23 protein-coding genes and 5 pseudogenes are annotated in these 25,096 nt (G+C 67.6%); 16 read left to right on the plus strand and 12 right to left on the minus strand.

Annotated elements, in window-relative coordinates; all coding sequences use genetic code 11:
- Together I6A81_RS21185 and I6A81_RS21190 are read left to right on the plus strand one after the other, a co-directional pair.
- A pseudogene (locus I6A81_RS21185) lies at positions 1–269 on the plus strand (phosphoribosylaminoimidazole synthetase); the annotation flags it as partial.
- Positions 270–439: 170 nt separating this feature from the next.
- Positions 440–790 (plus strand): annotated as a pseudogene (locus tag I6A81_RS21190) (IS66-like element ISFsp11 family transposase); the annotation flags it as partial.
- Positions 791–892: 102 nt separating this feature from the next.
- On the opposite strand, the gene I6A81_RS43670 reads toward I6A81_RS21190, so the two are convergent.
- Positions 893–1,033: an integrase core domain-containing protein gene (locus tag I6A81_RS43670; RefSeq protein ID WP_238428026.1), complete on the minus strand. Its 141-nt coding sequence runs from the start codon at positions 1,031–1,033 to the stop codon at positions 893–895.
- A gap of 769 nt (positions 1,034–1,802) precedes the next feature.
- Between I6A81_RS43670 and I6A81_RS21200 the strand changes: the two genes are divergently transcribed.
- Positions 1,803–2,111 (plus strand): hypothetical protein, encoded by a 309-nt coding sequence (locus I6A81_RS21200; protein WP_202998788.1) that lies wholly within the window; start codon positions 1,803–1,805, stop codon positions 2,109–2,111.
- Positions 2,112–2,414: 303 nt separating this feature from the next.
- Here the strand turns inward: I6A81_RS21200 and I6A81_RS43675 are convergent, their stop codons facing one another.
- Entirely contained in the window at positions 2,415–2,558 is a 144-nt protein-coding gene (locus I6A81_RS43675) for a hypothetical protein (RefSeq protein ID WP_238427992.1), read from the minus strand.
- 147 nt (positions 2,559–2,705) lie between these two features.
- On the opposite strand from I6A81_RS43675, the gene I6A81_RS21205 reads away from it, so the two are divergent.
- Both I6A81_RS21205 and I6A81_RS21210 read left to right on the plus strand, forming a co-directional pair.
- Positions 2,706–3,725, plus strand: a complete 1,020-nt coding sequence (locus I6A81_RS21205; protein WP_203010282.1) for a polymorphic toxin-type HINT domain-containing protein — start codon at positions 2,706–2,708, stop codon at positions 3,723–3,725.
- Positions 3,722–4,222: a hypothetical protein gene (locus I6A81_RS21210; RefSeq protein WP_202998784.1), complete on the plus strand. Its 501-nt coding sequence runs from the start codon at positions 3,722–3,724 to the stop codon at positions 4,220–4,222. Before I6A81_RS21205 ends, I6A81_RS21210 begins: the two co-directional genes overlap by 4 nt.
- Positions 4,223–4,261: 39 nt before the next feature.
- Here the strand turns inward: I6A81_RS21210 and I6A81_RS43680 are convergent.
- A pseudogene (locus I6A81_RS43680) lies at positions 4,262–4,982 on the minus strand (IS701 family transposase); the annotation flags it as partial.
- A gap of 2 nt (positions 4,983–4,984) precedes the next feature.
- Between I6A81_RS43680 and I6A81_RS21220 the strand changes: the two are divergent.
- The 7 genes from I6A81_RS21220 (at position 4,985) to I6A81_RS21250 (ending at position 10,287) form a co-directional block, all read left to right on the plus strand.
- Entirely contained in the window at positions 4,985–6,586 is a 1,602-nt protein-coding gene (locus I6A81_RS21220) for an RHS repeat-associated core domain-containing protein (protein WP_202998780.1), read from the plus strand.
- The gene (locus I6A81_RS21225) at positions 6,553–7,101 is read left to right on the plus strand and encodes an EndoU domain-containing protein (RefSeq protein WP_202998778.1); all 549 of its coding nucleotides are present in this window, start codon (positions 6,553–6,555) and stop codon (positions 7,099–7,101) included. Before I6A81_RS21220 ends, I6A81_RS21225 begins: the two co-directional genes overlap by 34 nt.
- A complete protein-coding gene (locus I6A81_RS21230; RefSeq protein WP_202998776.1) occupies positions 7,101–7,574 on the plus strand; it encodes a hypothetical protein in 474 nt (157 codons plus the stop codon). The genes I6A81_RS21225 and I6A81_RS21230 overlap by 1 nt, the downstream gene beginning before the upstream one ends.
- Positions 7,575–7,767: 193 nt before the next feature.
- Positions 7,768–7,983 carry a deaminase domain-containing protein gene (locus tag I6A81_RS46250; protein WP_203031661.1) on the plus strand — a complete coding sequence of 72 codons (216 nt, stop codon included), beginning with the start codon at positions 7,768–7,770 and terminating at the stop codon, positions 7,981–7,983.
- Between the two features lie 62 nt (positions 7,984–8,045).
- Positions 8,046–8,420: an SMI1/KNR4 family protein gene (locus I6A81_RS46255; RefSeq protein WP_202998772.1), complete on the plus strand. Its 375-nt coding sequence runs from the start codon at positions 8,046–8,048 to the stop codon at positions 8,418–8,420.
- A gap of 476 nt (positions 8,421–8,896) precedes the next feature.
- The gene (locus tag I6A81_RS21245; RefSeq protein ID WP_307874807.1) at positions 8,897–9,448 is read left to right on the plus strand and encodes a polymorphic toxin-type HINT domain-containing protein; all 552 of its coding nucleotides are present in this window, start codon (positions 8,897–8,899) and stop codon (positions 9,446–9,448) included.
- A gap of 74 nt (positions 9,449–9,522) precedes the next feature.
- A complete protein-coding gene (locus tag I6A81_RS21250) occupies positions 9,523–10,287 on the plus strand; it encodes a barstar family protein (RefSeq protein WP_202998768.1) in 765 nt (254 codons plus the stop codon).
- A gap of 246 nt (positions 10,288–10,533) precedes the next feature.
- Here the strand turns inward: I6A81_RS21250 and I6A81_RS21255 are convergent, their stop codons facing one another.
- The 8 genes from I6A81_RS21255 to I6A81_RS21290 form a co-directional block, all read right to left on the minus strand.
- Positions 10,534–11,277 carry a class I SAM-dependent methyltransferase gene (locus I6A81_RS21255; protein ID WP_307874799.1) on the minus strand — a complete coding sequence of 248 codons (744 nt, stop codon included), beginning with the start codon at positions 11,275–11,277 and terminating at the stop codon, positions 10,534–10,536.
- Positions 11,278–11,433: 156 nt separating this feature from the next.
- Entirely contained in the window at positions 11,434–12,879 is a 1,446-nt protein-coding gene (locus I6A81_RS21260; RefSeq protein ID WP_202998766.1) for an ATP-binding protein, read from the minus strand.
- A gap of 123 nt (positions 12,880–13,002) precedes the next feature.
- On the minus strand, positions 13,003–14,592 hold the full coding sequence (locus I6A81_RS21265; RefSeq protein WP_202998764.1) for an SCO6880 family protein: 1,590 nt from the start codon (positions 14,590–14,592) through the stop codon (positions 13,003–13,005).
- Positions 14,589–15,794: a hypothetical protein gene (locus tag I6A81_RS21270; RefSeq protein ID WP_202998762.1), complete on the minus strand. Its 1,206-nt coding sequence runs from the start codon at positions 15,792–15,794 to the stop codon at positions 14,589–14,591. Before I6A81_RS21270 ends, I6A81_RS21265 begins: the two co-directional genes overlap by 4 nt.
- Positions 15,779–16,675 carry a hypothetical protein gene (locus I6A81_RS21275; RefSeq protein ID WP_202998760.1) on the minus strand — a complete coding sequence of 299 codons (897 nt, stop codon included), beginning with the start codon at positions 16,673–16,675 and terminating at the stop codon, positions 15,779–15,781. Before I6A81_RS21275 ends, I6A81_RS21270 begins: the two co-directional genes overlap by 16 nt.
- A complete protein-coding gene (locus I6A81_RS21280; protein ID WP_202998758.1) occupies positions 16,672–17,088 on the minus strand; it encodes a hypothetical protein in 417 nt (138 codons plus the stop codon). The genes I6A81_RS21275 and I6A81_RS21280 overlap by 4 nt, the downstream gene beginning before the upstream one ends.
- Before the next feature lie 710 nt (positions 17,089–17,798).
- Positions 17,799–19,472, minus strand: coding sequence for a TerD family protein (locus tag I6A81_RS45015; protein ID WP_202998756.1), 1,674 nt, complete (start codon positions 19,470–19,472; stop codon positions 17,799–17,801).
- 80 nt (positions 19,473–19,552) lie between these two features.
- Complete coding sequence (locus I6A81_RS21290) at positions 19,553–19,936, minus strand: hypothetical protein (protein ID WP_202998754.1); 384 nt, start codon at positions 19,934–19,936, stop codon at positions 19,553–19,555.
- Positions 19,937–20,038: 102 nt separating this feature from the next.
- Between I6A81_RS21290 and I6A81_RS46260 the strand changes: the two are divergent.
- The 3 genes and pseudogenes from I6A81_RS46260 to I6A81_RS46265 all read left to right on the plus strand — a co-directional run.
- Positions 20,039–20,846 (plus strand): annotated as a pseudogene (locus I6A81_RS46260) (IS5 family transposase); the annotation flags it as partial.
- A 242-nt stretch (positions 20,847–21,088) separates the two neighbouring features.
- Positions 21,089–22,543, plus strand: a complete 1,455-nt coding sequence (locus I6A81_RS21300) for an IS110 family RNA-guided transposase (protein ID WP_202998802.1) — start codon at positions 21,089–21,091, stop codon at positions 22,541–22,543.
- A gap of 183 nt (positions 22,544–22,726) precedes the next feature.
- A pseudogene (locus I6A81_RS46265) lies at positions 22,727–22,816 on the plus strand (IS5 family transposase); the annotation flags it as partial.
- A gap of 111 nt (positions 22,817–22,927) precedes the next feature.
- On the opposite strand, the gene I6A81_RS21305 reads toward I6A81_RS46265, so the two are convergent.
- Positions 22,928–23,275, minus strand: a complete 348-nt coding sequence (locus I6A81_RS21305) for a VOC family protein (protein ID WP_047224654.1) — start codon at positions 23,273–23,275, stop codon at positions 22,928–22,930.
- Between the two features lie 499 nt (positions 23,276–23,774).
- On the opposite strand from I6A81_RS21305, the gene I6A81_RS21310 reads away from it, so the two are divergent.
- Positions 23,775–25,055: an IS256 family transposase gene (locus tag I6A81_RS21310; RefSeq protein ID WP_202998753.1), complete on the plus strand. Its 1,281-nt coding sequence runs from the start codon at positions 23,775–23,777 to the stop codon at positions 25,053–25,055.
- Positions 25,056–25,096: the final 41 nt, after the last annotated feature.

Raw genomic sequence — 25,096 nt, forward strand, 5'->3', positions numbered from 1 at the left:
ACCCAGTAGCTGCGATATCGATTTATGGTGGCATGCTTATGGTCTTGATCCGAGACGACACTAGCCTCCCTAACTGGTACCCCATGGAAATGTTTGAGGTAGTGGACTCCCGCCTGCCTCCCGGCTGGTTATTTACTAGTTATCCTAACTCGGATTTCCTTCAGGCGATCTGGGGATATGGGGAGCTGGTAATGGATGAGTTCCATTACGACGCGTTGCTGGAGCGCGAAGAGAACGCCCTCATGATTTTTAGCTCCAGAGTAGCGTGATTTCCTTCATGATCGATATCATGTAGGTCACAGTGTCGCGGGCGTTGAGGGCGTCCTTCGTTCGCCTGCGTTGGTGCCCATTCAGGGGTGTGCAGGGGTAGCCGCTGACTTGGGGTTTGTGTTGCGGGGACGCGTTGTGATCGTTGCTTGATCCTGGTGGCTGGGCGTCGATGATCAGGGTTGTGGCTGACCCGTCCGCGTACTCGTGGGAGTCGCGTCTCGCGGCTGCTGAGGCGCGGATCGGGGAGCTCGCTGCCGGACAGGCGGCGTCGCTGGCGGCGAATGACCGGCTGGCGTCGGTTAGCGAGCGGCTGCGCCGCGTCGTGGACGACGCGGTCGCGCGGCACCAGGAGGAGCTCGGCGCGGTGCGCGCCGAACGGGACCGGGCTGCGCGGCGGGTCGAGGAACTCGAGCTTGAGATCGCTGACCTGCGCCGGCAGGTCTCCCAGGACAGCACGAACTCCTCGGTGCCGCCGTCGAAGGACCCGATCGCGGCCAGGGAGAGGCGGAAGGCCGAGCGGCGCGAGGCTGAAGGGTGCAACTAGACGATTCCGCTGGTCAGGTTATTGATCAGGCGGCTCTTTGATATTCGTGGAGAAGGCCGCCGAGGCGGTCGATGCGTTTCATTGGGCCGCTTGGATCGCCGACTGAGGCCGGCCGATCGGGGATGTCGAGCGGTGAGGTCGAGCGGTGTTGTAATGCTCGACGTAGATCGACAGGACCTGTTCGGCGCGGCAACGGTTCCAGATCAAGGTCCAGTCCAGGCACTCGGCGCGCGCGGTGCGGACCCAGCGTTCGGCGAACGCGTTCGCGCGCGGCGCCTGGGTCGGTGTCTCCTACGACGCCGGTGGCCTTCCCGTCACCCTGCTTGCCCCAGGCGGCGTGACCCGCAGCGCCACCTACGACGAGTTCGGCTGGCGCATCACCGAGACCGGCTACGGCTCTGGCGTGACCGGCGCGGCCCGGGCGCTCGAGTACGACCTGGTGGGCAACCTCGTGCAGATCGACATCCCGGCGGGCAGTATCCCGTTCGACTACAACGACCGCGGAGAAACTGCTACGCCCCGACGGACGCCAGGCCACAGTCTCCGGCCTCCAACCCGACACCAGCCGCCAGGCACCCGCCTACAACCTCACCGTCGCCGACCTCCACACGTACAATGTGCTCGCGGGTTCGACACCGGTCCTCGTTCACAACTCCGGGCCATGCGAGATTCCCTGGTCTAGTGGGTCGGTATCGAGGGCGTCGAAGGCAATTGATGAAGGTGCGACGAGTATCGTGGTTCGATCCAGAGCTGACGCAGAGGAACTCTTCCTTGGGAAATTTCAAGGGCAGGGATACCGGAACGCTCAGGGCTTCGACGGGCCTGGCACGAAGCAGTACTTTGGTAGGAAGCCCGGCCTTATCATTGGGACGATGAACTTGGCCCTGATGGACGTGTTCTCGGCCATGGATCCGCAGATGGAGACTTCCACCACCTGCAGATCCATGCATTCGATGGCCCGGTCATCCGGATCTTCTGGGGAGGGTAGATGAAGACTCAAGCGAAGAACCGCCTGGTCATGACCAAGGCGGAGATCTCGGTCCGTCGACCGAGCAGTAACCCTGGCTGCTACTCGTGGGTCTGGGTGAACCCGATGCTGGACGGTCGGTTCCGGGTCGCTGCGATTGAGGTACCCAAACACCTTGTAGACGAGGACGTCTGTTTCTACGATGGTGATTTCGAGACCCCGTATATTAAGATTGTCAGCGAGATCTCGGAGATTGATGATGCGGTAAGGGAAGTCGGAGCCGATCCGGAGGAGCTGGACGCGCCCTGGTATAACGACTTTCCCTTGTGATCGATGCTTTGGCGATTCAACGTTGGTCCATGGCCATCGTGGTCGCACAGGGCCACCACGTCGCGGTAGTCCGGTGGTGACTTGAAAGGTGCGGCGTTGTCCTCGGCGGACAGTTCCAGCACGGTCTTGCGAGTGATGTCGGGCGTTTCAGATCGCGTTCGGTGGTGACGATCTACTCGGTAAGCGCGGCGATCTCGGCATGAAGCCGTTCCACGGTCCGCGCGGCTCGGATCCGCCAGGCCTCGATCTGTTCCAGCAGGTCTTTCATCACCGGTCCTGGCTCTCGCCCCGGTTGTCTGCTGGTCAGGTCGGTGGGTCGCGCCAGGTCGGCGTGGACGCGCGGGTCAGCCGCCGGGTTATCACGTCGACCATCGACCAGCGGATAATCGCGACCGCACTGGACAGTTTCGCCTCATAGTCCGCGGCCAGGCGGCGGTGCAGCATCAACGTGCCGAACGTCTGCTCGACCCGCTACCGCTTTGGCAGCGGCGTGCCCCCCGCACCCCGGGCTGGCGGCCGACAACCGCCACGGCGATGCCCAGACCGGCGCCGTGCGCGGCGACGGCGTTCTTGAACCCGGCGTCCACCCACGCCATGCGCACCGACGGTGCCGACGCCGCGACCGCGTCCAACGTCAAATCCACCGTCAACGGCGTCGTGTCCGTCGCGAGCACGGTCAAGGACGTCGTCGTCGATGCCAGCAAGGCCACCTTCTCCGCGCTGCAGACCGGTGGTGCCTGGGTCGCGAACAGTACGTTCTTCCAGTACTGCGCCATGGTCCCCGGTGTCGTCGGTACCGTCTGCGGCTCCGCCCAGGCCGTCGGCTACGCCCTCAACGGCCAGTGGGCCGAGGCCGCCCTCGCCGGCGCTGGGATGCTCCCCGGCGCGGCCGTCGTCGCCGGCGGCGCCAAGGCCCTCAAGACCCTCAAACAAGCCGAAGCCGCCGCCACGACCGCAAGCCGCTACGGCGACGACATCACCGACGCCGCCCTCTCCTGCACGGTCGGCGGCGGCCGCAAGAGCTTCGCCGGTGATACCCCTGTTCTCCTCGCCAACGGCACCACCAAACCCATCGACCAGATCAAGGTCGGCGACCAGGTCCTCGCCACCAACCCCGAGAGCGGGGAGCAGGGCCCGAGAACAGTCACCCACACCTGGATCCACCTAGACGACCTCTACCAGCTCGAGATCAACGGCGAGCTGATCGTCGTCACCGAGGACCACCCCATCTGGTCGATGACTGACCACACCTGGGAAGACACACAGGACCTCGACACCGGCGAACACGTCCTCACCGCCAACGGCACCACCCTCCCCGTCACCCACCCCATCAACCCCGACACCGCCGCCGCCTACAACCTCACCATCGACGGAATCCACACATACTACGTCCTCGCCGGTAATGAATCCATACTTGTCCACAACTCTGGTGGCGTAGACTGGGATGCCGTCAGAAATAATCGGGATGGTAGATATGTCGATGACGATGACTACAATACACCGCGAGATCATGAGAGGCAGAATCGGCAGTTTGACGACGCCGTGGATCAACTCGGACGGGAACGGGGTATCCGCTCACTGAAGCTGAGGAGCGGAGGCTGCATGATGCTGTGACGGGGCAGAGATATGACTACCACGGAATCGTCGAAGAGGAGGGAAAATCTTTGGCGGTTGAGCACTGGCAGGAGCATATTCGTACGCTTCTCGTTGATACACGGCTGGTTTCTATAGGCAGGGCGCTCAACCTGATGATTATCGCATTTTCTCCAGGGGGAGACCTTGGCGACGAGAGTGTTCGCCTTCACGTTCAATGTCCGATGAGGTTCAGGCACCGTGACAGTCTGCTCATTGGAAGTGGTGACTTGGCATTCGAGAGGCCGGAAACTGGCGAGAAAAGATACGACACGCGTGCGGCTGAGTTTAATTCTGTTCTGAAGGGGGAGGTCGTCAGAGTTGAGGATGTTCGCCACGGTCCGGCGGGAAGTCTTTCCGTGGAGTGCTCGGGTGGTCTTTTCATTGAAGTTTTCCCCGCCACTCTCCGGCACGTCGAGGCGTGGCGGGTCCTGAGAGTCGGAGATGAACATTTTGGCTATCCACCGGATTTGATCTAGTACTACAGGAACAGTGGTCTTGCCGTGGCGCTGGGTGGGTCAGACTGGTGCGGCGGCTGGTCGTATTGCGCCGATGCGTCGGAGGAAGTGGTAGCGGCGGGCGGTTGCCTGGTGGTGGCGGCAGTTCGATCACCAGATTACGAGTGCGGCGGGCAGGATATCTGTCCGGATCAGTGCGACGAGATGACGGATGTCGTTGAGGCTGATCGGGATAATCGTGGTTCTATCCGGGGCCGCGTGGTCTGTGATGGGAATGCGGTCGGAGCGGCGCCGATTGCCGGCGGCGGTGGTCGTTGGTGTTCCAGTCGGGGAATCGGTGCGGCTTTTCGCGGCGGTGACAGCGAGCCGGGCGTGGGCGAGCATCGCGAGGGTGATGTGCCGGTACCAGGATGGTCGAGTCGGACCTCGATACCCGATCGGCGGCCCGCGACAGTCACCAGCGTCGCGAGCGGGACCGGTGTCGGGCTATGCGTGAGGAAGAGCGCGGCTTCCCGTTCCTGGTCCCGGCCGCGGCGGATGAGTACCTGATGTGGCCGGTTCTCGGACCCGGCGCGGTCGGTCGTGTCTACCAGCGCCCAGTCGTAGAGGCGAGGGCCTTTCGCCCGTCCACAGCCAAATAGGTCCCGCAGGCGGTGGCCGGGACGAGAACCGCGAGTTCGTCGGCGCGGCGGCGTCCGACGGCCGTGGTCACCTGGAGGTCGTACCGGATACCGAGCACGAAGCCGACCTGGTGTTCTTCCAGCCAGTCCCGGTGAATCGGCGGTGGGTGTCCGTGTCGAGCGTGTCTTCGAGGTAGTCCGTGACCGGCCCTCGAACCGGTCCAGCCCGGTCAGCACCGCCGATTCCACGGTCACGACGTTCGGGTTCGACGCGTTCGACCGGCTGGTGTCCCACACCGCCGGCCCGGTCACCACCGACTACACCTACGACGGGCTGGACCAGATCGTCACGGGCAACAGCGCCGAGGACTTCGTCTACGACGGTCTTGAGAAGGAACCCGGCGTCGACGGCACGTCGGCCTACGTCCGCGGCCCCGCCGGCGAGCTTCTCGGGACCAGCACCGCGGGCGGTGCCTGGGCCACGCTGGAGAACCAGCACGGTGACGTCGTCGCGGCGCTCACCATCGACGGCACCGCGCTGACCGACGACCGCTCCTACGACCCGTTCGGTGTTCCCCTGGACGCCGGTGACCCGAACCTGCGGGTCGGCTACCAGGGCAGCTGGACCGACCCGGACACCGGGCTCGTCAACGCCCTGGCCCGTTGGTACGACCCGGCGACCGGCACGTTCCTCTCCCGGGACACGGCGGCCCTGTCCTGGACCGGGACCGCGGCTGACAACCGCCACACCTATGGCGGGGCGAACCCGGTGCGCTACTCCGACCCGACCGGCTTCGACCTGGCCGTCGGCCGGTCCAAGCAGTCGACCGAGCAGGAGCCACGGTTCGCGCGGTACTCGAAGGACCCGCGCTACGGCGAACTGACCGACTCGCAGCTGTGGGAGATGGCCCGACTCGGCGAGGACCAGTTCTGGGCCGGCATCAGGGCCTACAACGCCGGCGTCAGATCCTACAACAGTTACGGAGATATCTTCGGGGGCGGCAGCACCAACGGTCCCATGATCCAAGCGGAAAATCTCGCCACGAAGTATCCCAACGTCGACGCTGACGCACGCATCAACATGGTCGTCTACGGCGAGGACGAGTTCTTGGCCGGCGTCACGGCCTACAAGGCCTATGAGAAGGCTCTGACCGCCAAGTATCCCGATCTCGGTCATGACGCGATCGACCAGATGATCAAGATTGGTGAGGACAAGTTCTGGCCCGGCGTCAACGCCAAGGTCGCCTACGACCAGGCGCGCTCCGCCGCGACGCAGCAGGCGTTGAAGGCCCTGCACGCCGACAGCATCGCGGCGACCTCGCTCGTCGTCGCACCGCCTGTCCAGAAGAAGAAGGACTGCGGCCTCTTCAACCCCGGCTGCGCTGTCAGCGGCGCCTTCAAAGCGACCGTCGGCTCCGTCACAGAGACCGTCGTCAACGTGACCCAGTCCGCGGGCAACTGGGTCGCGAACAACCAGCTCGTGTCGATGTGCGCGAACTTTGTGCCGGGCACTCTCGGGGTAGACTGCGGCAGCGCCCAGGCGCTGGGGCACCTGGTCAACGGATGGTACGCCGACGCCGCGATGTCTGCGGCCGGGGTCGTGGTCCCTGCCGTGGGTGGAATCGTCCTTGCCAAGGGCGGCGGCGCCGTCATCAAGGCCCTCAACAAGGCGGACTGCAACAGCTTCACCCTGGAGACCCGGTCCTGCTCGCCGATGGCACCTCCAAGCCGATGGCCGAGATTGACCTGGGCGATCAGGTTTTGACCGACCCCGAGACGGGCCGCACCGAGCCCCACGCGGTCGCCGACCTCATCGCCGACCTCCACATGTACTATGTGCCGGCTGGGCAGACACCGGTACTCGTTCACAACAGCAATGGAAACCGGGGAATTGGTCGGGAGCTGATTGGTGACGAGGGGTCGGATCACATCCTTGATGGTCACAGGTATCCGGGGATGGCGGGTAAGGACGCTTTCCCGAAGGGGTGGTCCGATGACCAGATTCTGGATGCTGTTGCTGACGTGGTGACGAGTCCAAATAGCCGAAGGATCTGGTACAAGGGATCTGCTGTGTGGGCCGATAGGACCCTGAAGGCCAGGAAGGGTGAACCCGTGGTTCAGAATGTGATCGGGACCGTGGGAGGGGTGAGAATCCTAGTGCGTTACGAACCTCTCACTGGAAAGGTGCTCACAGCGTTCCCGCACTGTGGGAATATTTCAATCGATCCGGGTGTGGCATCTTCAATGATTGGAGGATCATGGAGAGAGATACGAGTCTGATGGAAATGCTGCATGATCTGGATGATCCCGAATGGCCAGAAGCACCGGCTGACTACAGTGCAGCCGATGCTGCGGCTTCATTCAGCCTTCTGGCTGTGCAGGTAGGTTCTCGCTTCTCTACGCCTTGTGAGATCGATCGAGACATCCAGGACTCCGCTCAGTACGGACGAATCGAAGTGCCGGGGGAAGCCACAGTTTGCGGGACGAGGATCGTTGTCCTAGTGAGCAAGTTCAAGCCATTGGCAATGCTGGCGGCCGATAACCCTGGCGCCTTCTTGGGTACGGATGAAGCGCGGGCTGAAGGCGAGCTCGACGCGAGTGACCTTGAGAAGGTAGAGCAAGTTCTTGCTGAATCGGGGTACGTTACGATTCCGGAAGAACTCCTCACAATTCGCTATGACGGATCCACTCTCCTGCGTTTCCACGGTTCTGGGGAGCCGAGTTGGTGGGACCGATTCTTCGGTTCTTTCTGATGGATCTCAAGTATCGGGTCCCATAACGTTGGCGCGGCGCTGACGCCCCTGTGTTGTCAACCGATCTGAGTGGCTGGCGGAGATGTGCGCGGGATGGCGTTGTAGATCTCGCGGGCGACGTATCTCTTCAGGCAGCGGACCACCTCGCGTGGGAGCGACGAGCGGCCAACATGTCAATCCAGGGGAGGTCGGCATGCCTTCTGTGAGAAGGTTTGACCCTGGAACGCGCCCCTATGGTTCGGAGACGTTTATCTTCGAGAAGCTGGCGCGGCGCCTTACTTCAGGTTCGCGTGGTGTGATCAATTTGTATTCGGAGCGCGTCGTCTGCAACAGCTGTGCAAACCTAATTGCCGAGTTCAAGAAAGCGTTCCCGGGGGTTGGGATCAATATTTCGGCAGGAGGTGGCTAGTGCTTTCTGTTTCTAGCATTGTTGCGCGCGCCAGGAAGGATGACTCAGGCCTTGTCGCAGGGATGAGTGATGCGGAAATCGGCCGGGTCTGCGAGGCCTGGGGGGTTCAGTCCCTCCCGGGTCGGTACAGGGAGTTCTTGTCTTTGGCGGGACGCGGGGCTGGCGGAATTCTCCGTGGGACCGATGCGTTCTTCCCGGAGATACTTGACATGCGACGAGCGACTGATGATTTTTTCGCCGATAATCCGGGAGGGATTGATCTTCCGGATGGTGCGGTTGTCTTCGCCATGCATCAGGGGTATCAGGTTTACTGGATGGATTCGATTTCCGTGGAGGATCCTCCTGTGAGTCTCTATATGGAACGAGAGAAGTCTCCGATGATAAGGTGGGGGTCTTTCCTTGAATTCTTGAATTCGGAATGCGAAAACTCCTGCTGAGTGACGAGCTTGCCCTGGAAGCGTGAAGAAGATCGGCCCGGGCGGAGCCCGGGTCTGATGGGGCCGGGTGGGTCTACCCGGCGTCGCGCGTTTGATGGGCCAGGTTCCCGACCTGGCCTTGTTCCTGGCCGCGGGGTCACAGAGGCTCCGGAGTCCAGGATGGCCCGAAGGGGCTGTGGGACTTCAAAATGCGGCTTGGGTCTGTGAGCTGGTCCTTCGCGGCGATTTTGATCGTCTGGGGATGCTGTCAGGCGGCGTTGCGGTACTCGCTGATCAGGCTGCCGAGGATGCGTGTGCGCCGGGCTAGGGACCCCGGCGCCGGGCGGCCGAGGCTGGCGGTTTGGGTGGGCGCTGGCCAAGTGTCCGATGGGGTCAATACCCACCTGGCGACACACGCCACGGATCCCGAAACCGGGCAACAGGCAGCCAAGACGGTCACCCACGTCTAGGTCCACCACGACACCCTTACCGACTTGGTGCTCGCGGACGGCACGGTGCTGGCCACGACAGAGGACCACCCGTTCTGGTCGGCCACCGACCACCGCTTCGAACGCGCCGACGAACTCGCCCCCGGCGAGAAACTGCTACGCCCCGACAGACGCCAAACCACAGTGTCCGGCCTCCAACCCGACACCAGCCGCCAGGCGCCCGCCTACAACCTCACCGTCGCCGACATCCACACGTACTATGTGTTGGCGGGGGCTACGCCGGTTCTCGTTCACAACAACAATGGCTGCCCCACTGGGAGGTTGTCGGATCCCCTGCCCAGGGGGATGAACAACAAGATCGCTTCTGCCTACGACGACGTGAAAGCGGGACGGATTCCTTCGCGCGACACCTACTCAGGGCGTGAACATTCGTGGTGGGCAGGATCTAAGGAATACCGCGTGCTTGGTAGGCCGGAAACCGACAGGATCCTGGAAAAGGAGTTGCCCAACGGTGTCAAGGTGTACGGTTGGACATCCACGCACTACACGAAGATTCAACGCTTCGCTGCACCCCACTTCCCTGACTCGAGGTGGAATTAGTAGCCTTATTCGTTAACTGGCGCGGTGACACTTCGGTGTTGCCGCACCAGCTCCGGTTAGGGGTCACGTACTGTATGACCAGTGAACTGCCTATGGTAGTTGAGGAGGATTTCCCGCTGTATGTGGTGGCCGATGAGGAGTCTGGAGGCGTACTCGTCGCGGCCGAGGAGGTGGAGGGATTTTTTGTCGATCCGGGGGAGGAGGCGCCGGAAGTTATATTCTTGAGGGCTCATGAGGTTAACATGGGTAGGCGAAGGTCTGAAGACGCGGTGCTGCGGATTGTTAACCGTCGCCGGGAAAAGATCGGCGAATACCTCATCGGCCGGGTTGTGCTCGGCGATGTCGGGAAAGAATCGTCAGACGGTAAGATTTCGAGCGTTCCGTATCGATTCTTTGGTGATCGTTGCGAGTATCCCGGGGCTGCAAGAATCTGGCGACGCTGGGCGTTGGCCGTCGCAATGGAGAAGGGAGAATGGCTTCAATGGCCGGCGAGTCATCACGGTGCCTGGCTCCACGTTGTCCAGAACGCTTGGTTTGCCTCGAATCACAGGGCTGTCCGCTATGGAGCCGATGACGTCGTACATTTGGATGGCGCCCAAATCTCCACGAAGCCGGGATTCTTCTGTGCATTGGGAGAGGCGGTCAATGGTCCTGGTGGGTATTTTGGGTCAAATCTTGATGCGATGGCGGACTGTATTTCTTCGAGTTTCAGAGAGGGGTCTCAAATGAAGATTGTTTGGCAAGATTTCCGGATGTCCCAGGAGTCGCTGGGTCGCGCCTTTGTAGACTCGGTCATGGAGGTAATGCGTGAATTCAAGGTGGACGTCGCCATTTGCTGACTTTGTAGTTATTCGGTTGCTGGTGATCTGGTAACTATATCAGTTATCTGATGATCGTCAGGCTGTGGCGGGCAGCCAGGGGCGGCCTTCGGCGAGCTGGACGAGGGCTTGGAAGGTGGCTATGCCGTGTTTGGTGGCGGTGATAGGTAGCTGCGTAGGGCGCAGAACTGGCGGGCGCCGGTGAGGGTGCGTAGGCAGCCGGCTGACGGCGGATTCCGGCCGTCGCTGGAGAGGGAGGACTCTTCCTCAGCGGACGGTTCTGGCTTCTGCCCGGTGGTTCTGTTCGTGGCGGTAGTAGGAGTGGACGGCGGGTTGGCCGGTGTAGTTGGGGCCGGCGTGGTCGTCGGCGCCGAGGTAGGTGAACGGCAGGGCGATGTCCCGGTGGCCCTGGCGGGTGAGGCGGTGGCGGCGGGTGTCGTAGGTCAGGCCGGTGGTGCGTAGCGCCGTGGTCAGTGTCCGTCCGGCGGGCTGTCGGTTGGCCAGTCGCACGCTGGTGGCGTCGAAGTCGGCGATGAACAGGCCGTCGTCGGTCAGTGTGCGTGCCGCGCGGGTGATGACGGCGAGTTTGTCGCCGACGTAGTGCAGGCCGTGTACGCAGGTGATCAGGTCGAACGGGCCGGGGGGCTGCCAGGTGGTGACGGAGGCGGTGATCAGCTGTACCGGGCTGTCGGGGGGTTGTGGGGTGAACGCGTCGACGAGGTCGACGCCGACGAGGCGGACGGCGTCGTCGAGGCCGAGGCCGCGCAGTTCTTCGGCGGCTTGGAGCAGGGCTCGGCCGGTGCCGCAGCACAGGTCGAGCCACCTGACCTCGGTCGGTCCGCTTTCGTGTCGGCGGCTGGCGAGGCGGGTGCGCAGCCAGTCCAGTGGGTGGAATCCCAGTTCGCGTTGGTAGCTGTTGACGCCGGCGAGTTGGCGCTGTCGGTTCATGTCCCGGTTGGCGACGACCGACGAGGCGGCGAGGGTGTCGTCGTCGAGCAGGCGGGAGGTCACGACGACAGCGTGTCAGACACAGCCGGTAGTGCCGCCGGCCGATCGGCCCGAGTGATACAGGCTTGGGCGCGGCCGTGCGCCGCTGCCGGGGATCTCCGCCAGATCTCCTGCCCGAGCCTGGTCGTGCCGGCTCGGTGGGTCGAACCGGCGGCGGGGTCAGGTTCTGTTGGTCATGGCCGTGTCGGTGTCGGCGAAGGTCCATTCGTCGGAGGTGATGTGGTGGTCGACGAGGGCGGTGCGGGCGCCGATCTGCCAGAGCGCGGTGAACGGCGGTAGCTGGTCGAGGAGTGCGGCCTGGCGTCGGGTGAGGCCCATGTCGGTGAGGAGTCTGCCGACGTGTTCGGGGTTTTGGTGGAGGTAGACACGGACGGAGGTGGTGTTGAGGAGGCCTTCGGCGGTACGGGTGCCGGCGAAGGCGGGGCCGGCCCGCTGGGTGTCCAGGTCGGCGATGGCGTGGGTGATGAGGATGTTGACCTGGCCGAACTGGCGGCCCAGGCGCCACTGGTTGTGGAGGTGGCGGGTGATGGCGGGGTCGTCGAGGGCGATCCAGGCCTCGTCGACGATGGTGACCTTGTGAGCATGCGGCTGCCCGTACATGACGGCGGCGAGCCAGCCGGTGGCCGCGGTCAACACGAGTTTCAGCGTGCGGGGCTGGGTGAGCAGGGCGGACAGGTCGAGGACGAGGCCGGGGGCCGTGTGCCAGCGAAGGCCTGTGCTGGTGGGGCCGTCGCAGATGCCGCGCAGGTCGTGCTCGAGGAGGGTGACCGTGGCGTCGAGGAGAGGGCGGCGGCGGTCGAGGAGTTCGTCGAGTGTGGTGTCGAGGTCGTCGGCCAATGTGTGGTCCGGCTGGGCGAGCAGGTGGCGGACGTCGTGCAGGGTCGGGGCGTCCGGGCCTGAGGCGGCCGCGCCGGGTCGGGTGGTGAGGCGGCGGGCGGTCTCGACGAGGAGGCGCTGCTGGCCGGGGTCGAGGGCGGGGCGGTCCAGCGCGATGGCGAGCAGGGTTTCCAGGACGGCGGCGCGGCGCGCGGCGACGTCACCGACCTCGTCGCCGGTCTCGTCGTCGGGCTGACCTGCCGGGACGCGGTGGCGTGGAGCGCTGGTGGCCGAGCGGGTGGTCGGCGACGTGCGGGCGGCCGCATGCCCGCCCACGGGTCTCGTCGCGGGTCGCGCGGCGGCTGGTGCGGTGGTGGCCGTGATGCCCGGGGTGGTGTCGAGGGGGTTGACGCGCAGGGTGCCGCCGGGTTGGAGGCGTAGGACGGCGTGGCCGAGTCGGTGGCCCAGCGTGGTCCATTCGCCTTTGGGGTCGAGGACGGCGGTCCAGCGGGGGCGGCCCGCCGGGGTGGTCAGGGCGGTGGTGCGGTGGAGGTAGGCCTTGGCGAGGGCGGATTTGCCGTGGGCGCCGGCGCCGGAGATGAGCATGTTGGGGCCTTGGATGAGGCCGTGCTCGTAGGCGGTGATGAGGTCGAAGTGGAAGGCGCCGCCGGCGAGGCGGTCGGTGCCGAGCAGCGGGCCGGTGGGTGGCAGCGCGCTCTCAATCGACAGGGGGCTCAGCGCGCACAGGTGGGCGGTGGTGGCGATGTCCCAGGGCAGCGCGACGGGCACGGCTGGGGGTCGGCCGGCGCGGCGGCGGCTTCGTGGGCGGCGTGGGTGTCGGGAGGGCTGGGGCATGGGGCGGCTCCGCGGGAGGGCGGTCCGGCGACGGCGATGGGCGGATGACGCTGGGTGTCACGTCGCGGGGTGGGGACGGCGTGGGGTGAGGCCGAGGGGGAGTGCGGCGGGCAGGGCGTGCTGGTGGCGGCCGTGCAGGGGATGTAGGTCGGTGATGCCGGCGCGGGCGGCGAGGTCGACCAGGTCGGCGGTGGCCGTGTCGAGGGCCTGGCGGTCGGGGCTGGCGAGGTCGAGCAGGGCGGTGTAGGCGAGTTCGGGGTGGCCAGCGGACAGTTCGGCGTCGCGTTGGTCGATGTCGTCGCGGGCGTCGGTGAGGTGGGTGGGGATGCGGACGCCGTGGCGGTGGCGGATCTGGAGGGCGAGGTCGAGGGCGGCGGTGTCGTGGTTGAGGCGGCGCCGGGAGGTGGGGGGTGGGATCGGGGTGTAGGCGACGGTGAGGGTTCGGGCGGTCGGGGTTTCGTGCAGGAGGGGGTCGAGCCAGCCGGGGTGCAGGGGACTGGTGGGCCACGCGGCGATGTGGAAGACGCGGTGCCAGGTGGCGCCGACGCGGGCGGCGTCCCAGCGGGCCTCGATCTCGGCGCTCGGCGCGTCGGCCGACGCCGGGGATGTGGATGACGTCGGGAATGTGGGTGGTTCCGGGGCTGGCGGGACTGGGGTGTCGCGGGCGCCGGGAAGGCCGGCGCGGGCCGCGAGGCCGGCTGGTAGGCGGGTCGGTGCGTTCGGTGTCCGCGCGGGCCCGCCGTCGGCTGGATGGCTGGGTCTGTGGGGGTCGGTGTGGGCGGTGATCTCGGCGGACAGCTGGGCGGTGGACAGGGCGCCGTGGACGGTGAGGCCGGCGGTGGTGGCGCGGGTGATGAGAGCGTGGGCGGCGTCGAGGGCGGCCAGCTCGGGGCGACGGCCGCGGGCGTGGTGGGAGTTGACGGTGATCCAGAGGCGTAGGTCGTGGTGTTGGAGCAGGGTGTCGGCGAGCAGGTGGCGGTAGGAGGCCAGTGGGGTCTGGCCGGCGTCGCCGGCCGCGCCGCGCGTGGACCCGGCACGGTGTGGTCTGGTGGCGCTGGTCGGGGTGAGCGGTGGGGGTGGGGCGTGGTGGGTGCGCAGGGTCCAGCCGAAGGTGAGGGTGGATCGGTCGCGGGCGGTCTGGGCGAGCAGGCGGGCCCAGGCGGCGAGGTGGCGGTGCTGGTCGGCGGGGTCGAGGAGGGTGAACGGGCCGCCGCGGACGTCGAGGACGACGGTGAGCGCGCCGGTGCGGCGGTGGTGGATCAGCATGGGCGGGTTGCCGTCGGTGGTGGGTAGCTGGCCGGTGGGGGCGTCGAGCAGGTCGAGGCCGCGTAGCCAGCGGGGTGAGCCGGCTGGCCGCGCGGCGCCGGCCGCGGTGGTCGGCCGGTGGCGGTCGCGGGTGAGGGCGTGGCGGATGAGCAGGGGCAGCAGGTGGTGGAGGGGTTGGCCGGCGACGCGGACGGTGGCGAGCAGGACGGCGGTGGCCAGGGTCGCGGTGCCGGCGAGCAGGCCTGCGCGGCCGGGCAGGAGCGTGGTCGCGGCGGCGAGCCCGGCCAGGCCGGTGCCGGCGAGGGCGAGCTGGGCGAGGGTCAGGCCGTAGAGCGCGGTGCCGGTGCGTCGGGGTGGGAGCCGGTAGACGGGGTCGGTCACGGGCCGTTCCCGGTCGGGGTGGCCGCGCCTCCGGGCTCGGGACGTCCCCGCCGGCGGCGCACCCGCCCCGCCGGCGGAGGCGTCGGGGGCGGTGGTGGGTCCGGGGTCGGCCGCGGCTGGGGCGGGGTGTCCGCGGCAGGTGGTGGCGGGTCGGGGCGGGGATCGGCCCGGTGGGGTTCGGGTGGCGGGTCGGGCAGGGCGCGGGGTGTGTCGAAGTGGGGTCGGTCGCTGGCCGGGGTGGTGCTGCCAGTGGTGGGGGTGCGGGCGGTGCCGCCGGGCAGGCCGCGACCCCGGCCGGCGAGCAGGGTGCGGCCCCAGTAGGCCATCTGGGCGGTCTGCATGGTGGCGCGGAACGGGGCGCGGGCGATGCCCTGGGACAGGGCGTAGGCCTCGGCGAGTGGGAGCAGTCGCCAGACGATGGCCGGCATGAACACGGCGACGGTGACGACGGCCAGGCCCAGGATGTACTGGCCCCATCCGGCTCCGGTGCTGTCGGCGTCGTCGTGCTGGGCGACCTGGTCGATGCCGATCCGCAGCGCGACGTAGATCGCTGGTTTCGCGAGGACCGCGGCGGTGATCAGGCGCAGGACCTGGCCGGCGGCCGGGCGGGCGGCGGGGACGACGGAAGCGGCGAACGACCCCGGGGCGAGCGCGACGACGATGAGGATCAGCGCGTCGCGTACGACGAGCTCCATGTAGAGGAGCACGCCGCCGAGGAACGCCAGCACGGTGACCAGCAGCCCCGGGAAGTCCGGGGACGGCGGCGCCGCCATCAGCGTCGTCACCTCCCGGGCCTTGTCCGGGGGCAGGACGGCGTCGGCGAGCACGTCGGCGATGGCGAGCATCTGGTCGACGAGCCAGGGCAGGCCGCCGATCGCCAGCACGGCGATGGGCAGTTGTACGCCCATGCGGGCGAACGCCTGCCCGGGCTGGCCGGACAGCAGGCCCTGGATCACCCCGATGACGATCGCGACGGCAAGCAGCAGGGTGCTGAACGAGGCGACCGTGCGGTACGGGCCGTCGGCGGCGAGGAAGGTCTGCGCGGTGACCGGAGGCCGGGTCGACGCGGTGAACATCGCGGACAGCAGCTCACCGAGCCGGGTGCCGAACGACGCGGCGAACATCGCCACCATCGCCTGCATGACCCCGGTGATCGAGTCCTGCGCGGACCCGGCCAGTGGACCGATCAGCAGCGGGAACATGACACGGCCCGCCCCTGCCGAACCGGCGCGGCCGGAAGCGCCGTCCGGGTCGGGTGCCCGGCCCCGGTCTCGACGAGCTCACCGGGTGAGGGCGCTGTGGTCGGATCGGCGGACGGCTGCCCACCGCGGCGGGGATCGACCGGGTCGTCATCGTCGTGACCGCCGGCGCAGGCCGCGGACACGGCCAGGCCGGGCACCTGGACCTGGGCCGGGTTCGGCGGGCAGTCCGAGGTCGGACGGTGCAGCAGCAGCCAGACCGTGAGCCCGCTCAGCGTGAGGAGCGCGGCCAGGACCGCCGCGGCCAGCCAGCGCAACGTCCGTTCCCGCCGTGGTTCCGGCCAGGGCGCCGCCCCACGCGGGGCCGTCCAGCCGGGAACAGGAGTGGGCGTGATCGGCCAGGTGGGCGCGGGCCCCGGTGGCACCCAGCCGGTCCCGCCGAAGCCATCGGCCCAGCGCTGCCCGTCGTCCCAGCCGGAACCGGCCACGCCAGCGTGAAGGTGCCAGCCGGACCCGGAGCGGCCCGCCGACCGGTCGACGGTGGGCCGTTCCCACCAGCGCTGACCGGTGCTCGGATCGAGGCCAGACGTGGCGTCGCCGGGAGTGGGGCCGGGCGGGTCGACGGGCGGCAGCCCTGGGTCGGGCCGGTCCGACGCGTAGTCGGCGTCGTGGGGGCCGGCGTTGTCGGTCGGCCAGCCGAGGTCGGCGAGCCAGGGGGCGCCGGGCGGCCAACCGCCGTCTCGCGTCGCCGACCAGCCGGTGTCGGGCAGCCACGGCTCGTCGGGCTCCCGCACGCGGGCCGGCTGCGCGGGCCAGACCGGATCGGGACCAGGCAGGCCGGAGCCGTCGGATGGGCGCGGGGCGTCCGGGTCGTGGGTGCTCACTTGCTCACCCAGCCGATCAGCGCCGGGGCGAGCGGGATCAGCACGGCCCCGCCGCCACCCCCGAACACCATCGTCAGGCCCCGGCTGGAGGCCTGCCCGTTCCCGGTCGCCCGGCCGATGCCCAGCATCGCCGCGCCGATCAGGACCGACGCGAGGCTGCACGCCAACCCGACCTGCGACGCCACATCCAGGAACATCTCGATCTTTTCCTTGCCGGGCATGTCCCGCCAACCTGGGTTGACGTTGATCCCGGGCACACCCCCGCCGCCGGCCAGCGCGGGCGTCGCCGCCACCGCCCGCCGCGCAGACAGACATATCTCGGCGAGCACCGCCGCGCCGGCCACGGCCAGCGCCCGGCGGCCCCGCCGCCACCAGGCGGCCGGCCCTCGCCGGCGCGTTCCACTGGGAACCATCAGCACCTCCGGAAGTCGGAAAAGGGCTCCTACTTCCGCAGTGCGAATCTGACCCCCTCAAACGGAACTTGCTTCCCAGCGAAATCTTTGTCGATCTTGAAGGCTGGTGGTCGTCGGCCGGCGGGGCACCCGCGGGCGCGTCTTTCTGGCCGCCGGCGCGGGTCCGCGGTCGGGTCCTCGGCCCACCGGCGCCGAGCTCTCGATCGCGGGCGGCCGCGGGCCACCAGGGGACGTTGACGGCCCGACGCCGGCGCGGATCCCGTGAGGAGCGGGATGGTCTGTCGGCGCGCGAGACGCCGAGCGGACCGGCGTGGCGCTGTTGCGCTCTCATCTGCGTCCGGTGTAGGACAGGTAGAGCGGCGGGCCGGCTACCTGCGCGACCCGACGGTTTCGCCCACAAGCAGATGCCAATACGGGTAGAGGCTTACTCCACGCCCCGACATGTTCGACCGGCCGGACGCCAAGGCACGGGACTTGCCGCTCACACGGATCCGCGCCGCGGTCAGCCCGATGTCGCGCCGACATTCCAGGCGCGCGGCCTCCCTGAGCCCCTTACGGCGTCGGTAGCCGTCGCCCCGCACTGGTAGCAGCTCTCACCACGAAGACTGTTCCCGGGCAGACTGAGTCTTGCTCAAGACTAGTTCAGTTGCCTGTACCGCCGAGGGGCGCGGCACCCCGCCGGCACGATCCGCGTCGGGCTGCTGGCGGGGTCAGATGCGGGCGCCTTTTTCCTGGTTGCAGCGGCGGCAGAGGAGCTGGAGGTTGCCGACGCTGGTGGCGCCGCCGAGGCTGTGCGGGATGACGTGGTCGAACTCGAGGTACTCGGTCGCGCGGCACTGGGAGCAGGCGCCGCCGTCGCGCTGCCAGACGGCGGCCTTGACGTCGGGTGGGATCGTACGGGTGTCGCGTTGGCCGGGGGCGAGGACGAGTCGTTTGGCGACGCGCAACGTGCCGGAGAGCACGGCGGCGGCGTATTCGGGGTCGGCGAGCAGGTAGGTGCCGCTGGTGCGGGTGGTGGTGGAGATGTCGACGCCGCCGTAGCAGGGCATGACGGCGTGAACCTTGGCCCAGGGGGTCTCGGACCCGCCGGCGCCGGGAGAGATGAAACGCAGCTTCTTGCTGGAGGCGATCAGCCGGCCCTCGGTGCGCCGCGCTCCGTTGGCGAGTTGGCGGACGTGGGTGGCGGGGGCGTCGAGGTGCATGATCTCGTCGAGTTCCAGGTGGAGCATCGGGTTCTGGATCCGTGGGAGGTCGCCGTCGCGGATGCGGGTGAAAGTCAGGCCGCGTTCGAGCCGGGCGCGCATGCGGTTGACGGCGTCGTCCTGGATGTTCAGCGCCGTCGCGGCGGTGTTGAACCCGGCGAGTTCGTGCTGCTCGATCACGCCGTCGGCGTAGGCAAACGCGACAATGCGCTCCAGGTAGCCCAGCCCCGCGCGCCGGTACATCTCGTAGGCATGGCCTTCGGGCACCCGTTGGAAGCGGAGTTCGGCCCACAGCGCGTCCAGGGCGGGCTTGGTCGCTCCTTGTTGGGTGAGTACGTCGCTGAGTCTGTGCTGCCATTGCAAAAGCGCGATATGGATGCGGGACTCGCACGCCGCGCACGGTGCCGCGCCGCGGAACATCTGCCTGCGCTTGGGCCCGCCGCATCCGCCGCAGGTGCTGTCGGTCTCACGCCAGGCGGGGATACGGTGGTCGGCCCACGCCGAGCCGTCCCACCAGCGCAGGCAGGACGGGTCGGTGGGGTCCGGGTGCCAGTCGGCGCGTGCAGCGGCCGCCGGGGTGGGCGCCCGGGCGGCGGGGACGGGCTGGACGGGGGCCGATGGCGTGGCGGGCCGGGCCGCTGGGGGACGTGGCTGGCTCGGCGCGGGCTCGGGCGCGGGGGCGTCATCGTCGACCTGGATGCCGTAGTTCCTGGCCAGGCCGGCGAGGCCGCTGTCCCAGCCCTGCCCGACGGCGCGGAACTTCCAGCCGTCACCACGGCGGTAAAGCTCACCGAAGACCATGGTGGTCACCGGCTGCGCGCCGTTGGGAGTGAAGCAGGCCAGCGGGCGGCCCGACTCCTCCAGCAGGTTGACCCGCAGGTCGGAAACGTCCAGGAAGGTTCCGGCGTCGACGGAGCCCGCGAGCACGATCACGTCGATGGCGGGCTCGACGGTCGCCAGCGCGGCCGCGAACGAACCGGCGCTGATCCGTACCGCGCCGGACGGGTGAACGGGCTGGTTGAAGAACACGAGGTCCGCGTCGGACCGGACCTGACCGGACGCGGTCAGCAGCACGGCGCACACATCGACATCCGGGCCGCCGCGCACGTCCAGTGACAACCGCACGGTCCGGGTCGGGACCTGCAGGTTCGCGCCGGCTGTCAGGGCCAGGGCGGCAGCCATCGAAACTTCCCCCGTTTCGTGATAGCCCTGCGTCCGCAGGGAGCGTGGTGCAGACGGGCAGTATGCATCGTCATCTGCGTTCAGGAGAAGACCCATCGTGCGCCCGCGAACAACAGCTCACGCCCGTTGTGGAAACTTGTCGGCCGATAGTGACTGGTGCAGGTCGCGGGGGTTATCGGGCTTGAGCCCCCCGATACTCCGGCGTGTGCGGCATTTGGGTGAATCGTTCCGATTGTGGAGGCGTGTTGGCGGCGGCGACGTGGCTTCAGATCCTTGCCTGTTGAGGCCTTCAGGATGCCCGATTGTTCTGGGATCGTGGATTGTGTGACGTCGACGGTGGGGGCGTCCATCGCCTTGATCGCCTTGATCGCCTTGGCGGGCGTGGTGCCGCGGCGTTGGCGGGTGGCGGTGCTCGGGCTGGTTGGCGGGTAGGGGCGGTGGCCGTCGTGCTCGTCGCGTTGCACTGGCACGAGCGCCGTCAGCTACGCCGAGTTGTCGGTACCAGGGCGGCCAGCGGCTAGGGCCTGTGTCGAAAGTGGATCTTGGGTGCGAGATGATCTTTATTCGTGGCGCGTGGAGATCTGACGGACGAGCAATGGGCCGTGCTGGAGCTGCTGTTACCGAAGGGCAAGAAGCCCGGCTGGCCACCGATATGGACCCGGCGGCAGCTGATCGACGGCATACGGTTACGGGTTCGTACCGGCATCCCGTGGCGGGACATGTCCGCCGAGTACGGGCCGTGGGGCCGGGCGTATGACCTGTTCCGCCGCTGGCAGCGCAACGGCACCTGGCAGCGCATCTTCACCGAACTCCAGGCCAGGGCCGATGCCAAGGACCTGATCACCTGGGACCTCAACGTCGACTCCACCGTCTGCCGGGCCCACCAGCACGCCGCCGGAGCGAGGAAAAGGGGGACCTGCAGAAGGAGCCGCCCGGCGGTGTCGCCGTCGAGCCCGACGACCACGGCCTCGGGCGCTCACGCGGCGGCCTGACCACCAAGCTGCACCTCGCCGTCGAGCAGGGGCAAAAGCCCATGTCCATCGTGATCACCGCCGGGCAGCGCGGGGACTCCCCGCAGTTCGAGGTTGTCCTGGGCGGCATCAGGGTGCCCCGGCTGGGGTCCGGCAGACCGCGCACCCGGCCGAGGAGGGTGCGAGCCGATAAGGCGTACGCCTCCCGGAAGAACCGCGCCTACCTGCGCAGACGTGGCATCGCTGCACCATCCCGGACAAGGCCGACCAGGCCCGCAACCGAAGGAAACGCGGCTCCCGCGGCGGCCGTCCGCCGAAGTTCGACCCGGAGGACTACAAGGCTCGGCACGCGGTCGAGTGCGGCATCAATCGCCTCAAAAGTTCCCCTGGCCTTCGGGCACGCCGCCCCGGTGTGAAAGCTCCGCCTGGCTCTTGCGGGCGCGCCCGGAGCAGCCTGGCAGGGTGCGGGTCGACCGCCCGTCCAACGCCGTCCGTTCCTTGGCCTTCGTAGCCGTTCAAAAGTTTGGCGAGGGATCTTGACCTTGCGGGTCGCCCGCTGTGCCTCGAGCACGCCAGTCAGAGTGTTGATCCTGTGTCGGTCCCCGGGCGGTCGCTACCTGTAGGTATCGATCGGTTGGGGATGTGGTGGGCGGTTCGGTCGAGGTCGTCGTGGACGACGCCGAGCAGATCCTGGAGCGTGTCGCGGCGATCGACGTCGCGAAGGCGTCCGGGAAGGTGTGCGTGCGGGTCCCGCACGACACGAAGGAAGGCAGGCGGGTCACCCGCGTCTTCGACGTCGTCGCGACGGTCCCGGCGGTGGAGGGGCTGGCGGACCACCTCGTCTGCCAGGGCATCGAGCGGGTGGTTCTCGAGAGCACCTCGGACTACTGGCGGGTCTTCTACTACCTGCTCGAGGAGCGGGGCCTTGAGGTGTGGCTGGTCAACGCCCGCGATGTGAAGAACGTCCCCGGAAGACCCAAAACGGACAAGCTGGACGCCGTGTGGCTGGCGAAGCTGAACGAGCGCTCGATGCTGCGCCGGTCGTTCGTGCCGCCGGTGGACATCCGCCGGATGCGGGACGTGACCCGGATGCGGGTCGACCTCGTCGCGGACCGCACGCGGGCCAAGCAACGTGGCGAGAAGGTGCTCGAAGGGGCGCTGATCAAGCTCTCGTCGGTGGTCTCGGACCTCTTCGGGGTAGCGGGTCGGCGGATCCTCGACGCGCTGGTGGCCGGGGAACGCGACCCGCGCCGGCTCGCGGCGCTCGGCACCGGCCTGAAGGCCTCACCGGAAGCGCTGACCGCGGCGCTGACCGGCCGGTTCAGCGACCACGACGCCTTCCTGCTGAAGATCTACCTGGATCAGGTCGACGCACTCGACCAGCAGATCGCCACACTGTCCGCGCGGGTCGAACAGATGACCGCGGCGATGCTCCTGCCCGCCCGCCAGTCCGGCACTGTCGAACCCGCCGGGGCCACCGTGGTGGACGGGGTGCCCGGAACGGTCTCGACCGTCACCGGTGAGATCATCCCACCCGCCGCCGATGCTCCCGCCGACGCCACGCCCCCACCCACCGACCGGCCACCGGTGCCACGGACAGTCGCGGATCTCGTCGACCTGCTCGACCAGGTCCCCGGGATCGGCAGGGACTCCGCGCAGCTGATCCTCGCGGAGATCGGGATGGACATGAGCCCGTTCCCAACCTCGGGGCACCTGGCGTCGTGGGCGAAGCTGACCTCACGCACGATCCAGACCGGAGCATCCCTGCGGATGGGCCGGACCGGACGCGGCAACCGCTATGTGCGCCGCACGCTTGGCACGGCCGCGGTCTCCGCCGGGCGCACCAACACCTTCCTCGGAGTACGCCACCGACGACTACGCGCCCGCCGCGGCGGGCTGAAGGCCCTCGTCGCCACCAGCCGCGCCATCCTGGAGATCATCTGGCGGATGGTGCACGACCAGGTGCCATTCCGGGAGCTCGGCGCTGACCACCACACCCGCCAGCCGGACCCGGAACGGCGCAAACACGCGCTGGTACGGCAGATGAAAAACCTCGGGGTCTCGCCCGAGGAGGCCGCCTCGATGCTCGCCGCGGCCTGAGCCCCCGACCCCGCGGCCTGACGGCCGCGCACCGGGGGCCGCGCAAACCTCGACACGCACCCGTACCACTCGCCCTGACAGAAGGCACGCCGACAGCCACCCAAACCGCCGCCTTCCCACGCATCAGCGGCCAAGTGCCCTGATGCGCGCGAGCCTGCCCAGGTCACCTTGGGGTTTCCAGTCAGGCACCGTGCCGTGGCCACGAGGTACGACAAGCTAGCGGTCCGCTACGAGGCAACCGTACTGGTAGCGGCCATCAACGAGTGGCTGTGACCAGCACATCTGACGCCATCCCTCTCCGAGGCGGCCAGCAGCTGATGAACCGCTCGCCCAAGCCTGAGCGCTACGGCGTCTGACGGGGGATACCTGTCAACGGCGGTGATGTCAGGAAGACGTGAGGCAGAAGGGGTGGCCAGCCGGATCCAGGAGTACCCGCCAGCGTCCGTCGCCGGGCTGATGGTCCGGTTTGGCCGCGCCGAGTTCCAGAGCCAGCTCTTCCATCGCATCGAGGTCGTCAGCGCGGAAATCCAGGTGGAACTGTTGTGGCACGTCCTGACCCGGCCACTGCGGAGCCCGGTATCCGTCAACCCTCTGGAATCCCAGATCACAGCCGGAGTCGTCCGTCAGAGCGACGAACTCGTCCGTACTGAAGAGTTCGCGCATCCCGGTCAGCGCACCGTAGAAGCCCGCCAGCGTCTGCGGGTCGGCACAGTCCAGAGTCACCCCTCGCAGTACAGCGCCTGGCACCATCCGCTCCTTCGCGTCCGCCCGTCTGCCTCCGTGAGCCGCCGCTGCGCGCGATCACCGGCCACAGCCACACCGTACTCGCCACATCCACCGCTGAAGTAGCGGTTTACCCCTGCCTCAGAGCAACGGGTGGCTGTGACCGGCGCTTTCGATACACGCCCTAGAACCGGCGCGGGACTGTTTCAAGATCGGCTCTGGCTCGAATTCGGTGGTGACCGCCTGTTAGCAGGCGCAGTCGACGCGGCAGGCGGCGAACACGACTGAACCAGATGCCTGGTGATCGTTTCCGAGTCCCTCGACCGCCACGGCGACATCTCCAAACGAGCCGATATGCGACATACTCGGCACGCACGGGGCCGCGGTGTGCGGTGACTCCGCGTTACCACCGAATTTGAGCCAGAGCCTCAAGATCGGTGTTTCCGGCCCGACACGCCGGGCCTAGGGTCCGGCGGGATGGGCACTGTGAGTGATGACATCGGGTGATATGACCCCTCGCAAACAAGATCGCGATCCGGGGCGGCAGCTGTCGCCGGAGCAGGCCGCCGCGGCCGCGATGGTCGCGGACGCGAAGGCGCGGGGCCTGGCGCTGACGGGGCCGGACGGCCTTTTGAAGCTGTTCACGAGGTCCGTGCTCGAGGCGGCTTTGGCCGAGGAGATGACCGAGCACCTCGGCCACGAGAAGAACCGCGCACCGGCTGAGAGGGAATCGGCCAACGTCCGGAACGGCAGTCGGGAGAAGACAGTCGTCTCCGAGGCTGCGGGTGAGGTTCGGATCGCGGTCCCGCGCGACCGTGAGGGCACGTTCGAGCCGCGGATCGTGAAGAAGCGTCAGCGCCGCCTGACGGGCGTCGACGAGATCGTGCTCTCCCTGTATGCAAAGGGGCTGACGACCGGGGAGATCTCGGCGCATTTCGACGAGATCTACGGGGCGTCGGTGTCGAAGGAGACCATATCCAGGATCACCGACACCGTTCTCGCGGAGATGAACGAATGGGCGTCCCGCCCGCTCGACCGCGTCTACGTCGCGATCTTCATCGACGCGGTCGTCGTGAAGATCCGCGACGGGCAGGTCGGCAACCGGCCCGTCTACGCCGCCATCGGGGTCACCGTCGACGACCACAAGGACGTCCTGGGCCTGTGGGCGGGCACCGGCGGCGAGGGCGCGAAGTTCTGGATGGCGGTGCTCACCGACCTGCGCAACCGCGGCGTCGCCGACGTGTTCTTCCTCGTCTGCGACGGGCTGAAGGGACTGCCCGAGGTCGTCGAGAACGTCTGGCCGGCCACCACCGTCCAGACCTGCATCATTCATCTGATCCGGAACACGTTCCGGTTGACGTCCCGAGCCGACCACGACGCCGTCAAACGCGATCTGCGGCCCATCTACACGGCCCCGACCCCGGAAGCGGCCGCCGTCGCGCTCGACGAGTTCGAGGAAACCTGGGGAAAGAAGTACCGCGCCGTTATCCGGCTGTGGCGGAACGCCTGGGAGGAGTTCATCCCGTTCCTCGACTACGACGTGGAAATACGTCGGGTGCTGTGCTCGACGAACGCGATCGAGTCGCTGAACGCCCGCTACCGCCGCGCGGTCCGCGCCCGCGGGCATTTCCCGTCCGACCAGGCCGCACTCAAGTGCCTGTACCTTGTGACCCGCAGCCTGGACCCGACCGGGACCGGCCGCGCCCGGTGGGCAGTCCGCTGGAAGCCCGTGATCGACGCTATGGCGATCACCTTCCGTGACCGCTGGCCGTCCGCCGAGACCTACTGATCAAACCTGCCGGAAACACCGATCACGGAACACTCCCGATC

Source organism: Frankia nepalensis, from assembly GCF_016786325.1.
GTDB classification, from domain to species: Bacteria; Actinomycetota; Actinomycetes; order Frankiales; family Frankiaceae; genus Pseudofrankia; species Pseudofrankia nepalensis.